Below are 13,422 nucleotides of genomic sequence, written 5' to 3' on the forward strand. Positions count from 1 at the left end.
ATGAAGGCAATGGAACTTGAGCAAAATTATCAAGCGAGTCTCGACTACCTTGTCAGCCTGACGACCTTTGGAATGAACTTTGGGTTGGGGAGAATCCAGGAACTTCTTAAGCGGTTAGGAAACCCGGAAAAGAACTTGCGCGTTGTTCACGTGGGGGGCACAAATGGTAAGGGCTCGACGACTGTGATGATCGCCCGGATTTTACGGGAAGCAGGATATAAAGTCGGAGTTTTTACGTCGCCTCATCTGCATGATTATCGTGAACGTATGACCATCAATGGACAGATGATTCCCAAAGAAAAGGTTGTTCAGATGATTGCATACGTTCGGCCCCACTTGGAAGATATGGTTGCACAGGGCTTTGAGCATCCCACGGAATTTGAGGTAAGCACTGCCCTGGCGCTGCTCTATTTTGCGAAAGAAGATGTTGATTATGCATTAATTGAAGTAGGATTAGGTGGAGCTATTGATTCGACCAATGTTGTCACTCCCTTAATTTCAGTGATAACCAATGTTGCGATGGATCATATGGATTATTTGGGACCGGATGTGGTATCCATTGCCAAGGTTAAAGCAGGAATTATTAAGCCCCAGTCCCTAGTGGTTACAGCGGCTCAAGACCCCGAAGTGATTCAAGTTCTGCGTGATGCAGCGAAGGCTGCAGACGTCCCTCTTTGGCTCGTCGGAGAGGATGTTAGTTGGGAGAGCAAGTGGAGCGGTGAGCTCGAACAGGAATTTGACCTTGTCGGGTTACACTCAACGTATTATAAACTGCGTCTTCACCTGATAGGGTTTCACCAACTGCGCAACGCCGCTACGGCTGTAACTGTCTGTGAACTTCTGCAAAGCAAGTACGGAGTAACAATTCCGAGAGAGGCTGTTTATGCGGGTCTGCGTAACGTGGAATGGCCGGGGCGGTTAGAATTACTTTCCTTGAAGCCTAAAATTCTTTTGGATGGAGCACATAATGTTGATGGTGCTCAAGCGTTAGCGGCGGCAATCCCGCTCTATACACGCGACCGTCTTATTCTCTGTTTAGGAATGCTGGCGGATAAGGAACGGGAAAAGGTTGTGGATATGCTCGTTCCCTTGGCGGATGAAATCATCATTACCCGCCCTAATTCTCCGCGAGCCGGGGATTGGAGAGCTCTGGGGAGTTTAGCCGAACAACACGGCAAGCCTGTCCAATGTATTGAAGATCCTAAAGAAGCAGCGATTTATGCCCTGAACCGTGTCGGTGAAAAGGACATGCTTTGTGTGACAGGCTCTATTTATATGTTAGCGGATGCTCGACAAGCTTTAATCGCTGAGTTAAAGAAATAATAACAGAACGTTAACAAATATAACGGCTGGAAGTATTATTAAATCCCCTCTTTTGGCAAACAGTGTCGAAAAACTTAATATATTTTTTACACAAACCAACAAAGATTTGATACAATACTCCGTGGAACAGATAGATTCTGTGTGGAGACTGAAAATTTTAGGTTGGGGGTTATTTTTTATGTTCGGTTTATCGCCTAAAGAAGATAAATTTTATTTACTCTTCGCCCAAAGTACCGAAATCATTGCAAAAACGCTGAAGAGACTTCAGGGTATCATGCAGCAAGACTCTGTATCAGCAGAAGATGCCGCTCAAATGCATCGGTTCGAACATGAAGCAGATAAGGTGACCACGCAAATTCTTGAACGCCTCAATTCCACCTTTATTACCCCTTTAGATCGTGAAGATATCTATAAACTTGCACAAGTATTAGATGATATCGTAGATTTTGCCGAAGGTACCGTAGAACGTATGCTTCTATATCGTACGGGAAAACCTTCGCTTGGAGCTCAAGAACTTGTCCATTTAGTCGAACTGGCAACAGAGCAGATTCAAGCGGCCTTTGCTTGTCTTGGCAACATTCATTTTAAGAAATCTACGATTTTGGCTGCAGCAGAAGAAATTTATAACTTAGAAAGTGCTGGAGACAAACTCTATCGCCAAGAAGTGGCCCGCCTTTTTGAATTCGAGAAAGACCCGATTGAAATCATTAAGTGGAAAGAAATTTTAGAGCATATTGAAACAACCCTCGATCATTGTGAATCGATCGCCGATCTTCTAAAAAGCGTGGTCTTAAAATATGACTGATATCGGCGTGCTGTTAGTTTTAGTAGTGTTTTTAGCGTTAGCGTTTGACTATATTAACGGTTTTCATGATACAGCCAACGCCATTGCCACGAGCGTATCAACTCGGGCTCTCTCCCCCAAACGAGCAGTAGTCTTGGCTGCCTGCTTTAACTTGATCGGTGCACTCTATAGTACCGGGGTGGCCCAAACGATAGCCAAAGATATTGTATCACCTAAATTAACGACCCAAGAGGTAGTTATCGCTGCTTTGCTCAGTGCGATTACCTGGAACCTTCTAACATGGTATTTAGGGATTCCGAGCAGTTCTTCCCATGCCATTGTCGGTGGGATTGCAGGTGCTGCTGCTGCGAAAGCAGGATTTGCAGTCTTACAATGGCAGGGTTTGGGCAAGATCCTCTTAGCCTTGATTTTTTCGCCAATTGTTGGTATGATTTTAGGCTTTATCATTATGAAATCTTTAAATTGTATTTTTGGCCGGTTTTCTCCCTCCCGTGTTAATCATGGGTTTAAGAAAATGCAAATCCTCTCGGCAGGACTGCTGGCGTTTAATCACGGCTCGAACGATGCCCAGAAATCAATGGGGATTATCACCATGACCCTCATTGCAACTGGGATACAGGCTCAAACAGTCTTAGCCCCTCCGCTTTGGGTTAAACTGGCCTGCGCTCTGGCCATGTCCCTGGGTACTGCGGCAGGAGGGTGGAAAATCATTCACACGATGGGTGGGAAAATTTTTAAACTTGAACCCATCAACGGATTTGCTGCGGACTTAAGCTCGTCCATTGTCATTTGGACGGCAACGGTATTCCCAAGCCTTCACCTTCCGGTCTCGACGACTCACGTTGTTTCGGGCTCTATTATGGGAGTCGGAAGTGCCAAAAGAGTCTCGGCTGTACGCTGGGGCGTCGCTCAACAAATGTTGATTGCTTGGGTCGTGACAATCCCAGCTACCTCCGCTGTTGCAGCACTCTATTACTTTGTGCTTTCAAAATTCATGTAGATTGTCTAAGGATTTCAACGGAGTTGCAACAAACTGTTGGGAGTTTGTCGCAACTCCGTTCATATATTTTCAGTCTACTTTTTAGATCTCTAACATATCTTCCGTTAGAAGGGTTGTCCGGCCTAAACGGAAGGAGAAGAGACATGAAAAATTTTGAGCGTTTGCGCATTCTCATTGTAGTGATTTTAGGGATGCTAGCTCTAGGCTTACTTACTTGGGGAATTGGGAGAGTATATTTAGAACTTGTCGGGCATTCTGGAGGGGTAAAAGCCAAAAACGTTCCAACGAGCAATCAGCAAACGGATCAATCGAAGGGCACCATGCTGGTGCTTCCCAAAGTTACTTTTTGGACCTGTCAAGTTGGTGTTTTCAAGAGCGAAGAGAATGCTCAGTCCTGTCTCGGACAACTTAGGGAACTAGGTTACACGGGTGAAGTGATAAGCACCAATCCCTGGGTCGTAGGGATTGGTCTGGGTCATTCGGCCAAGGAATTAAGTGAATTAAAACAAACTCTGGCCTCAAAAGGAATCTCTATTGTTGTCAAAAAAGTTGAGCTTCCTGAACGGACCTTTCGTATCGCAGGAAACGGTTCGCGCCTAACCATGGAACTGTTGTCGAACGTTAACAGTGTTTTGCAAGACGGATTGAGTCCCCAACTTTTAGCCCAAGAACAACAAGCTTGGGATTCCCAAGCTGGAGATCATTCCCCGTCAGAATTAGCTCAGCTCCACCAACTCTATAGTAAGCTTCGGCAACAGACCAATCCTGAGGAACAGCGTGTTTTAGGATTGTCATTATATTTTCAATCAACAAGGATTATAAACGCCTTTTCTGGGAAATAATAACTATAGATTAACTATGAAGCGATAGGATGGGATAAAGATGCAATCTATTCAGAAGATTTCAAATTGTACTTATTTGCGTTTTTCTTTGATAGTGATATAATTAACATATCTATCCTTAAATTATCAGATGAGAAATGAGGGAACTTATTGAAAACGCTTAAAATTCCAGAGGCTACCATTATTCGACTTTCAGTTTACTCACGTCATCTGACAGACGTTGATAGAAAAGGAATAATTACCACCTCATCAGGGGATATTGCCGAAGGAGTCGGAGTCAGCCCTGCACAAGTTCGTAAAGACCTAGCTTATTTCGGAGAATTCGGAACAAGGGGCGTAGGGTATAACGTTAAAGATCTTCGTCAACATATCCTAAGGATTCTCGGTTTAAGTGTTGATTGGAGCGTTGCTTTGGTCGGAGCCGGGCATTTAGGTTTGGCTTTAAGTTCCTATAAAGGGTTTCGGGAACGCGGTTTTATCATTACCAGTATTTTCGACTCAGACCCTAGTAAAATAGGAACAAAAATCGGTGACGTGGAAATTCTGCCGATTGACAAACTTGAAGAGGTTACGAAACAAAATCAAACCCAGATCGGTATTGTCGCCGTGCCTTCGGCAGTTGCTCAAGAAATTGCGGACAAACTTATTAATGCAGGCGTGCAAGCAATTTTAAATTTTGCACCTGTGGTTTTGAATGTTCCTCCTGAGATTGAGCTGCGTAATGTAGATTTAGCAGTTAACCTGGAAGTACTTACATTTAATGTCGGGGTACAAAGGTTTTAAGCTTAAACCTACTTATGTAAATTAAGTAAATTAGAAACAATTAACATTTACGTTTTTCCTTGCCAATACCCGTAGGTGTAAGACTTTAAGCTGTTGTACATTAAGTGGTTTGTGTCATATAATAGCACTATAAGAAGTGTGTCAAGGGTTCCGCCGCAAGGGTCTGGACCGAGCGACACAGGTTGGAAAGTGCCCAACTACACCGTGTGGGAAAAAAGCCCCGTGGAAGTTCTTAGGAACGGCTGCGGGGCTTTTAATTTACTTTAGAGAAGAGGAGGAGAAGAATGGGTCAAAACGAGGGTAAAAAGAAAATTACTGTTTACGATACGACGCTGCGCGATGGAGCTCAGGGAGAAGGGATTCATTTTTCGACACAAGATAAGCTGAGTTACGTTAAGCGGATTGAGGAGATGGGCAGCCTTTATGTCGAGGCGGGTTGGCCAGGGGCCAATCCGAGAGATGATAATTTTTTTCAGCTTTTACGAGAACAACGTCTTCAATCGACTCGAATCGCAGCCTTCGGAAGTACCTGTAAAGTCAATGAATCCCCTGAGAACAGCGATGTTTTGCTTAAGCTCCTGGCTTCTGGAGCTCAAACAATCACCATTTTCGGGAAGGCCTGGGATCTGCATGTAAGTGACGTCTTAAGGACAAACTTAGAGGAAAATCTGCGTTTAATCCGTGAATCTGTCTCGTTTCTAGCTCAACAGGGGCGTGAAGTTTTCTTTGATGCAGAGCATTTCTTTGATGGTTTTAAAGAAAACCCGGCTTATGCCCTTAGATGTATCTCAGCCGCTCTTGAGGCAGGCGCAGCCATAGCAATTCTCTGTGATACGAATGGGGGCTGTTTACCCGGTGATATTGCCCGGGGGGTAGAAGCAGTCAGGCACGAATTCGCTCCTCGAGAGTTAGGAATTCATGTTCACAACGATAGTGGTTTAGCCGTAGCCAATTCTCTCGTCGCCGTAGAGGCAGGGGTTACTCAAATTCAGGGAACCTGGAATGGTTTTGGCGAACGCTGTGGGAATGCGAACTTAAGTACTCTGATTCCACTCTTGCAGATCAAGGGAAACTACTCGGTCGTTTCGGATTCAGCCCTCCTTAAAATTACCCCATTTTCCCGATTCGTTGCTGAGCTTTCTAATGCACCGTTTGACGAGAAACAGCCGTACGTAGGCCGCAGTGCTTTTGCCCATAAAGCCGGAATGCATGTTGACGCAATTCTTAAAAACCAACGCACCTTTGAACACATGGACCCAGCCGAGGTTGGGAATGAGCGCAGAATTTTAATATCTGATCAAGCAGGGAAAGCTAATATCTTAGAACGACTTCGGCGTTTTGTACCGGATATTCTTAAGGAAGACCCTCGGGTAGAGAAAGCAATGATCGAGATTAAGGACCTGGAGAACAATGGGTTCCAATTTGAAGCGGCAGAAGGAAGCCTCGATTTATTGTTCGTTCGTATTCTCAATGGTTTCACGTCCCCATTTGAAGTCTTAGATTATCATGTTTGGAGTGATCCGCTGCGCGGCGAACTAGATTCTGTCGCTGTCGTAAAAGTTAAAGTCGGGGAAGCCACCGTGCAAATCGCTTCAGAAGGCAATGGTCCGGTGAATGCCCTCGATACTGCGTTGAGGCAGGCTCTGGCCAGCTTCTTCCCAATTTTGGAACAGAGCGAACTTGTGGATTACAAGGTTAGGGTTTTAGACGGCTCTCGGGGGACAGAGGCCATTGTGCGGGTTATCATAGACACTCGCTTAGGTCATGAAGTTTGGGGGACGATAGGGGTTTCCAAGAATATTCTTAAGGCCAGTGCTCAGGCTTTGTTGGATGCGATAAATTGGACGATTTGGAAATTTGAGGGGTCGCGAAAGTAGATCACATTTGGATTGATCGTGATACATTTGTTCGGCGGTGTATGCCGAGGGTCGCGATCACACTTGTTCGGCCATGCGCTCGTCGTGCCAAACTAGGGCTTTAATCCTTGATGAAAGCGGGCAGGGTGCCCGGCAAACGAGGCATCCTTGCCTCGATGCCGGCGGGAAACGTCCGACGGCCACGGACGGCCTAGTGTCCCCGGAGCCATGGATGGCGGGAGGGGACCTGTTTCCCGCCCTGCTTTATGAAAGCGGATTAAAGCCGAGTTTGGCTACGACGCACGCAAAGGCCTCACGCCGTGTGATCGCGACCCTCTGGGCTGATAAGGAGAAAAATGTATGGGGTGATTCCTTGTTGCTGAAAGAGGGTTTAAAGCCGAGTTTGGCTACGACGCACGCAAAGGCCTCACGCCGTGTGATCGCGATCCTCTGGGCTGATAAGAGAGAAAAATGTATGGTGTGATTCCTTGTTGACGAAAGAGGGTTTAATGTCGAACTTGGCAGCGAGTCGCCAAAGGTTCTCGCTAAGCGACCGCGACCCACTGGGTTGATAAGAGAGGAACGTCACTGTGTAGTTCTTTGTAAATGAAATAGGATTAAAGGTGAGTTATGCTCTTGGTGACATAGGGGGTTGGTAGGTGAACGTTGTAAGGCGAAGTTTTCATCGACAGATTTTGAGTTAGGTTGTATAATGTATACAATATACATTATACTGACGTTGAAAATTAGGGGAGGCAGCAGCATGCGCCAAGAAAAAGATTTATTAGGGGTTCACGATGTTCCGGATGACGTCTATTATGGAATCCAAACACTGCGGGCAACCGAGAATTTTCCTATTACGGGGTATCATCCGCATCGGGAATTAATCCGTGCTTTAGGCATGGTTAAAGGGGCGGCGGCTGAAGCTAATATGCATATTGGTTCGCTGAGTCCTGTTATAGGGAAAGCAATTGTGGAAGCTGCGAAGGAAATAATTAATGGAAAGTTTCATGATCAATTCGTGGTGGATGTGATTCAAGGTGGGGCGGGGACTTCAATGAACATGAATGCTAATGAAGTGATTGCCAACCGGGCGATAGAACTTCTTGGCGGTCAAAAAGGCGACTACTTTAAAGTTCATCCTAATGTTCATGTCAACATGGCTCAAAGTACCAACGACGTTTTCCCCACCGCGATTCGTATCGCCAGCTTAAATGTGGCTACCGATTTGCTTGAGGCCCTTGATCAATTGCGTCAATCCTTGGAGGACAAGGCGCTGGAATTTGATGGGGTTATTAAAATGGGCAGAACTCATTTACAAGACGCTGTGCCGATTCGCCTGGGACAAGAGTTTGCAGCTTATGCTCACATGTTAGGACGTGACCTTAAACGTCTGAAACAGGCAATGCAGTCCCTCGAAGTGATGAATATGGGTGCGACTGCGGTAGGGACAGGCTTAAATGCCGATCCCAAATATATCGAAAAGGTAACTGAACGTATCGCCGAATGGACGAACTTGCCGATGCGTATGGCCGATGACTTGGTGGACGCTACACAGAACACCGATGCGTTTATGGAGGTTTCGGGGGTACTAAAGACGTTAGCCGTAAATCTCTCCAAAGTGGCCAATGATTTGCGCCTCATGGCTTCAGGGCCAAGAACCGGTTTAAATGAACTTAATCTGCCCCCGATGCAGCCAGGGTCTTCGATCATGCCTGGCAAAGTGAACCCGGTGATGGCAGAAGTAGTCAATCAGGTAGCTTTTCAAGTTCAGGGGAATGATTTCACCATCGCCTTGGCATGTGGTGCTGGGCAGCTCGAACTTAATGTTATGGAACCAGTGGTCGTGTTTAATTTACTTCAGTCCTTGGATATTTTGCGCAATGTAATCCGTGTTTTCCAAGATCGCTGCGTGGTCGGTATCACGGCAAATGTGGAGCGCTGCAAGGAAATGGTGGAAAACAGCGTAGGTGTTGTTACAGCTATTAACCCACACGTAGGCTATGAAGTAGCCTCGAGTGTTGCGAAGGAAGCAATCATCAGCGGCCGGCCCGTTCGTGACATCGTCTTAGAAAAGGGAGTCTTAACTGAAGAGGAACTTGATCTGATTCTGCATCCTTATGAAATGACTCGACCCGGCATTGCCGGAGCTGAATTACTGAAGGGAAAATAAAAAAATAGGCTGTTTGGACTATTTACTCTTTGGAAACTCTATCTTACCATTTGGGAGTGAGAATTTTATTAGGAGGAACTTGAATTGCAAGATAGAGCATTACCTTGGCATAAACTAAAAACTGGAAAGCAAAACCAGATTATTATAGGTGTGTGCATGCTTATTGCCTTGTGCGTTATAGGCCTTTCAAGCTTTCTAATGCGTTAATGTCTAACGTTAATAATCGAAGACAAGGGGCGGTTCTTTGTTGTATGAGTATGCTTATGCAATAAAGAACCGTCCTTAGTTTTGCCCAATCTTTTAGTTCAATTTTCCACCGATTTTTAAAGGCGAGAGAAGGGGTTTCTGCTAAGGAAGGTTCTTTGAAGAATTGTGTCAATGAGCGAAGATATCCTTTATTTGCATGGAATGCAAAAGGGTGTCGAACTTGCTTAGTCAAGGGGAAGATGCTACACTTAATGAGAAGTCATAGTTTGGGGATTTGTAGACAAAAGACTGAATTTCTGTAGATGGAAGGGGAAAAAACTATGGCGGTTGGGCGAAATTCTTCGGGGACAGGGAGAATGGTATTGCTCATTTTGATTGGCGCTGCCCTAGGGACACTTGTTGGCTTTGGCTTGGAAAAATACGGTATCTTTGCACCGTTTTTACGGCCTGCTGTCATCGATTTCCCGTCTCATACTTACCTCGATTTCTTTTTCCTCTCCCTATCGTTTGGATTTCGTTTAAGCATTACCAGCGCGACATTACTAGGTGCACTGGGTGGATATATGTTATCAAGGAAGTGGTAAGATGCTTGTACTTGCATCGACATCTCCCCGGAGGGCTATGTTGCTGAACGAGGCTGGTTTCTCATTCCAGACAGTAACGATGGCTGTCTCAGAAGTGCTGCCTGAGGGGATTTCACCGCAGCTAGGAGTCAGAGAGCTGGCAGAACGCAAAGCCAAAGCCGGCCTTAATCGTTGGCTGGAACTTGGGGGAGACCCCTTAGATGTTGTGTTGGGGGCGGACACTATCGTTGTCTTAGGCACTCGAATTTTGGGCAAACCGTCAAACCCGCTGGAAGCAGAAGAGATGCTGCAAAGTTTAAGCGGTCGAACTCATGCTGTTTTAACAGGCGTGGCCCTGATAAACGGTTCGGGAAGGTTAAAAACAGAAGTAACAGAAACCAATGTCGTCTTTCGTCAACTTTCCCAAGAGGAAATTAAAACATATGTTAGCAGCGGGGAACCGATGGATAAAGCAGGTGCCTACGGAATTCAGGGGAAGCTAAAAAGTTTGTCGCTGCGATCCAAGGATCCTTGACAAATGTCATTGGTCTTCCGATGGAGTATCTCGCTGAACAGCTTAAGGCGTGGGGGATTGAACAGACAAATATCGCCTCGCGCGAGGTGAGTCATGGATTATCGGCGGTTAAAGGATTTGCCTGAGGAATTATTGCCTCGGGAACGGCTTCGCCAATTAGGACCTGAAGCACTGTCCAATAGCGAAATTCTGGCGATTCTTCTACGCACGGGGATTAAAGGAGAACATGTTTTAACTCTGGCGGAACGTATTTTAGCGGGCGTAGGTGGGCTTTCGGGCTTAGGAAAACTAACAGTTCATGAGTTAGCCCAAATTCACGGATTAGGACAGGCCAAATCTGCAGAACTAAAAGCTGCGATAGAGTTAGGACGTCGTTCGACTTCAGTGGATCCGATGTCAAGACCTGTTGTTAATTCGCCACAGGATGTGGCCCACATCGTAATGGAAGAGATGCGGCATCTTGATCGGGAGCATTTTCGCGTTGTTTCCCTTTCGACTAAGAATCATGTTTTGGGGATCAGCCCGATTTCAATTGGCTCTCTCAATTCATCGTTGGTTCACCCGCGAGAATGTTTTAAAGAAGCCATTCGAAGAAATTCGAATGCCATCATTCTGTTGCATAATCACCCCAGCGGCGACCCGACTCCTAGCAAGGAAGATATAGAAGTCACCTGCCGCTTGGCAGACGGGGGAAAGATTCTCGGAATTGAAGTTCTTGATCACGTAATCATTGGGGATAATCGCTACATTAGTTTGAAAGAACGGGGAATCCTATAATTGTGTGACTCTGTTCGTCTCAATTCGGGTCTCGTGTTGTATGCCCGAACTTGTGATTTGGTAGTTTACGGGTTGAACGGGTATACTGTTTATTATAGAGTGACTGGAAGGAGTTTTAAAAAACCATGTTTAGTTTATTCAGCCGGGATTTAGGGATTGACCTTGGGACTGCGAACTCATTAGTGCATTTAAAGGGTAAGGGAATTGTTGTACGAGAACCCTCTGTAGTAGCGATGGATATTATGACGAAGACTCCGATGGCCGTTGGAGATAAAGCCAAGGAAATGATTGGCCGGACTCCCAGCAATATTGTGGCCATCCGCCCTCTTAAAGACGGGGTCATTTCGGATTTTAATATTACACAGAAAATGTTGAAATACTTTATAAGCCGAGCCCTTGGTACAGAGCACCCATTTATTCGCCCAAGGGTAGTTATCTGTGTACCTTCCGGTGTTACTCCTGTCGAGGAGCGTGCAGTTAAAGAAGCAGCTATGGCTGCCGGAGCCAAGGACCCCATTATTTTAGAGGAGCCGATGGCTGCAGCCATTGGTGCCGGGCTTCCTGTGAGTGAACCGACAGGCAACATGATCGTCGATATCGGCGGCGGAACAACTGAAGTTGCCGTGATATCTTTGGGGGGGATTGTAACTAGCCGTTCAATCCGCGTTGCCGGAGATGAAATGGATGACGCAATTGTTGCTCATATTAAGAGACGATATAATTTGATGGTGGGGTATCGCACCGCTGAATCTTTGAAATTTGAGATTGGATATGCCTACATGGCTGAGCCGGGGAATTATACCGTCCGGGGCCGTGATTTATTGACAGGACTTCCGAAAACAATTGAAGTTTCCTCAGAAGAAATTCAGGAAGCGCTGCAAGAACCTGTCATGGCCATTGTTGATGCTGTGAAATCATGTTTGGAGAAAACTCCGCCGGAATTATCTTCCGATATTATGGACCGCGGTATTATGATGGCGGGGGAGGCTCATTGCTGCGCAATCTGGATCGATTGATCTCAGATGAAACGGGCATTGCGGTGCACTTAGCGGAGGACCCCTTGTCCTGTGTCGTCATCGGAACAGGGCATGTTCTGGAACATGCTGAAGTCCTTCGTAAAATTGCATCCTCGCAAAAGAGTTAAGGACAGCGGGGAGGAGTCATGGTGGGGAAGAGAGTTAATGTAACGGGAATTGCGGTTCTCGTTTTCTTTCTGTTGTTAGGCGTACTCATAAGTATTCGCTTGACAGGTCTCGGCAGCCAGTTTCCCAACCCCATAGGGGGAGTTCTTCAAGGCGTATTGAGTACCATAGAAAAGCCGATTCTGCAGCTTGGAAATGGTATTCGAGATAATACAAAAGCCTTGTGGAATTTTAGGGATGTTCAACTTCAAAATGAAGCTTTACGCAAAAAAGTCGATCAATTGACAGGGGACAATATCAAGCTCAAGGAACAAGTGTTGGCAGGAATGAGGTATACGGAACTTGACCAAGGGGTGTTTCGCAGCCCAACCCTCGATAAATTTACGAAAGTTGGGGCTACGATCATTGATCGAAATCCGAACACCTGGTATCGGACGTTTACCTTAAACCGAGGGAGTAAAGATGGGCTTGCCGTCAACGACCCTGTGATCGGAGATTTAGGCCTTGTAGGCAAGATTGTGTCTGTCTCGCCGACGACTTCTGAAGTATTGATGATTCTTGATGGAGACGGACAAGTGAGTGCCGTAGTACGCGGCAGTACAGGCAGCGGGACATTTGGAATTGTACAGGGAACCTATAAACGCGGTTCTCGTCTGACACCTGAAGGAAATCTGGAAATGCTCTTTCGGCGGGAGGATAATGTCAATGTAGGAGATTTGGTCTTGACTTCGGGCTTTGGCGGAGTTTACCCTCAAGATGTGCCCATCGGGAAGGTCAAGACGATCCAACTCGATCCTTCCGGCTTGCTTAAAACAGCCTATATCGAACCATTAGTTGATTTCGATTCTTTAGAGGAAGTAAATATCGTAAAAATGGTGGGGGCAAAATGATGCGCTATGTCATGATCGCCTTAATGTTTCTTATGAGCCTGGTTCTGCCGGGGACACTATTTCACTTTTGGGCTTGGTCAGGCATTAAACCAGATCTTTTGATGCTGCTCACGATATACATGGCCATGCACCACAGACTTCCCTCAAGCATGCTCTGGGGCTTAGGCGCAGGTTTATTAGAAGACTTTTACTTAGGCCGTTATATTGGGATGTACACTCTCACCCTTATCGTAGTAGCGGTCCTTAGCAACTGGCTGACAGAGCGTTGGTATCGTGAAAACTTTCTATTGACAACGTTCATGGTTTTTCTGGTAACGATGGTCGGGCAAATCTGCGTTGCTTTTTTGGGTCTGGGTGCAGGACTTCAATGGTCGTTGGGAGATATTGCTCAATTGGTCTTCGGAGTCGCTTTGTATAATGCAGTCCTTGTCCCTGTAACATATCCCCTGATTCATAGGTCTTTCCTGCATGGCTGGCTGAGATACCGTCCGAGATATGAGAGATAGCGCATCGAATAGGGGGTTTT

12 protein-coding genes and 2 pseudogenes are annotated in these 13,422 nt (G+C 46.0%); all 14 read left to right on the forward strand.

Annotated elements, in window-relative coordinates; translation table 11 throughout:
• The 14 genes and pseudogenes from VZF35_RS17185 (at window position 1) to mreD (ending at window position 13,402) form a co-directional block, all read left to right on the forward strand.
• Window positions 1-1,323: a bifunctional folylpolyglutamate synthase/dihydrofolate synthase gene (locus VZF35_RS17185; protein WP_407306834.1), complete on the forward strand. Its 1,323-nt coding sequence runs from the start codon at window positions 1-3 to the stop codon at window positions 1,321-1,323.
• A gap of 178 nt (window positions 1,324-1,501) precedes the next feature.
• Window positions 1,502-2,128, forward strand: coding sequence for a DUF47 domain-containing protein (locus tag VZF35_RS17190; RefSeq protein ID WP_407306836.1), 627 nt, complete (start codon window positions 1,502-1,504; stop codon window positions 2,126-2,128).
• Window positions 2,121-3,128 (forward strand): inorganic phosphate transporter, encoded by a 1,008-nt coding sequence (locus tag VZF35_RS17195; RefSeq protein ID WP_407306838.1) that lies wholly within the window; start codon window positions 2,121-2,123, stop codon window positions 3,126-3,128. Before VZF35_RS17190 ends, VZF35_RS17195 begins: the two co-directional genes overlap by 8 nt.
• Before the next feature lie 143 nt (window positions 3,129-3,271).
• Window positions 3,272-3,970: an SPOR domain-containing protein gene (locus VZF35_RS17200; RefSeq protein WP_407306840.1), complete on the forward strand. Its 699-nt coding sequence runs from the start codon at window positions 3,272-3,274 to the stop codon at window positions 3,968-3,970.
• A 150-nt stretch (window positions 3,971-4,120) separates the two neighbouring features.
• Window positions 4,121-4,753 carry a redox-sensing transcriptional repressor Rex gene (locus VZF35_RS17205; RefSeq protein ID WP_407306842.1) on the forward strand — a complete coding sequence of 211 codons (633 nt, stop codon included), beginning with the start codon at window positions 4,121-4,123 and terminating at the stop codon, window positions 4,751-4,753.
• Window positions 4,754-5,037: 284 nt separating this feature from the next.
• On the forward strand, window positions 5,038-6,630 hold the full coding sequence (gene cimA, locus VZF35_RS17210; protein WP_407306844.1) for a citramalate synthase: 1,593 nt from the start codon (window positions 5,038-5,040) through the stop codon (window positions 6,628-6,630).
• Between the two features lie 73 nt (window positions 6,631-6,703).
• Complete coding sequence (locus tag VZF35_RS17215; RefSeq protein WP_407306846.1) at window positions 6,704-7,093, forward strand: hypothetical protein; 390 nt, start codon at window positions 6,704-6,706, stop codon at window positions 7,091-7,093.
• A 279-nt stretch (window positions 7,094-7,372) separates the two neighbouring features.
• On the forward strand, window positions 7,373-8,782 hold the full coding sequence (gene aspA, locus VZF35_RS17220; RefSeq protein WP_407306848.1) for an aspartate ammonia-lyase: 1,410 nt from the start codon (window positions 7,373-7,375) through the stop codon (window positions 8,780-8,782).
• Window positions 8,783-9,309: 527 nt separating this feature from the next.
• Window positions 9,310-9,573: a DUF4321 domain-containing protein gene (locus tag VZF35_RS17225; protein ID WP_407306850.1), complete on the forward strand. Its 264-nt coding sequence runs from the start codon at window positions 9,310-9,312 to the stop codon at window positions 9,571-9,573.
• 1 nt (window position 9,574) lies between these two features.
• A pseudogene (locus VZF35_RS17230) lies at window positions 9,575-10,212 on the forward strand (Maf family protein).
• Window positions 10,181-10,864, forward strand: coding sequence for a RadC family protein (gene radC, locus VZF35_RS17235; RefSeq protein ID WP_407306852.1), 684 nt, complete (start codon window positions 10,181-10,183; stop codon window positions 10,862-10,864). The pseudogene VZF35_RS17230 and the gene radC overlap by 32 nt, the downstream one beginning before the upstream one ends.
• Window positions 10,865-10,989: 125 nt before the next feature.
• Window positions 10,990-12,008, forward strand: a pseudogene (locus VZF35_RS17240) (rod shape-determining protein).
• An 18-nt stretch (window positions 12,009-12,026) separates the two neighbouring features.
• A complete protein-coding gene (gene mreC / locus VZF35_RS17245) occupies window positions 12,027-12,896 on the forward strand; it encodes a rod shape-determining protein MreC (protein WP_407306854.1) in 870 nt (289 codons plus the stop codon).
• The gene (mreD, locus tag VZF35_RS17250) at window positions 12,896-13,402 is read left to right on the forward strand and encodes a rod shape-determining protein MreD (protein WP_407314674.1); all 507 of its coding nucleotides are present in this window, start codon (window positions 12,896-12,898) and stop codon (window positions 13,400-13,402) included. Before mreC ends, mreD begins: the two co-directional genes overlap by 1 nt.
• Window positions 13,403-13,422 lie beyond the last annotated feature (20 nt).

It is taken from the genome of Desulfosporosinus paludis, assembly GCF_045689965.1.
Lineage (GTDB): Bacteria > Bacillota > Desulfitobacteriia > Desulfitobacteriales > Desulfitobacteriaceae > Desulfosporosinus > Desulfosporosinus paludis.

Excerpts from the sequence above, each read along its gene's own strand:
- VZF35_RS17185 (WP_407306834.1), top strand. The coding sequence starts at position 1 with ATGAAGGCAATGGAACTTGAGCAAAATTATCAAGCGAGTCTCGACTAC.
- VZF35_RS17190 (WP_407306836.1), top strand. The coding sequence starts at position 1,502 with ATGTTCGGTTTATCGCCTAAAGAAGATAAATTTTATTTACTCTTCGCC.
- VZF35_RS17195 (WP_407306838.1), top strand. The coding sequence starts at position 2,121 with ATGACTGATATCGGCGTGCTGTTAGTTTTAGTAGTGTTTTTAGCGTTA.
- VZF35_RS17200 (WP_407306840.1), top strand. The coding sequence starts at position 3,272 with ATGAAAAATTTTGAGCGTTTGCGCATTCTCATTGTAGTGATTTTAGGG.
- cimA (WP_407306844.1), top strand. The coding sequence starts at position 5,038 with ATGGGTCAAAACGAGGGTAAAAAGAAAATTACTGTTTACGATACGACG.
- VZF35_RS17215 (WP_407306846.1), top strand. The coding sequence starts at position 6,704 with ATGCGCTCGTCGTGCCAAACTAGGGCTTTAATCCTTGATGAAAGCGGG.
- aspA (WP_407306848.1), top strand. The coding sequence starts at position 7,373 with ATGCGCCAAGAAAAAGATTTATTAGGGGTTCACGATGTTCCGGATGAC.
- VZF35_RS17225 (WP_407306850.1), top strand. The coding sequence starts at position 9,310 with ATGGCGGTTGGGCGAAATTCTTCGGGGACAGGGAGAATGGTATTGCTC.
- radC (WP_407306852.1), top strand. The coding sequence starts at position 10,181 with ATGGATTATCGGCGGTTAAAGGATTTGCCTGAGGAATTATTGCCTCGG.
- mreC (WP_407306854.1), top strand. The coding sequence starts at position 12,027 with ATGGTGGGGAAGAGAGTTAATGTAACGGGAATTGCGGTTCTCGTTTTC.
- mreD (WP_407314674.1), top strand. The coding sequence starts at position 12,896 with ATGCGCTATGTCATGATCGCCTTAATGTTTCTTATGAGCCTGGTTCTG.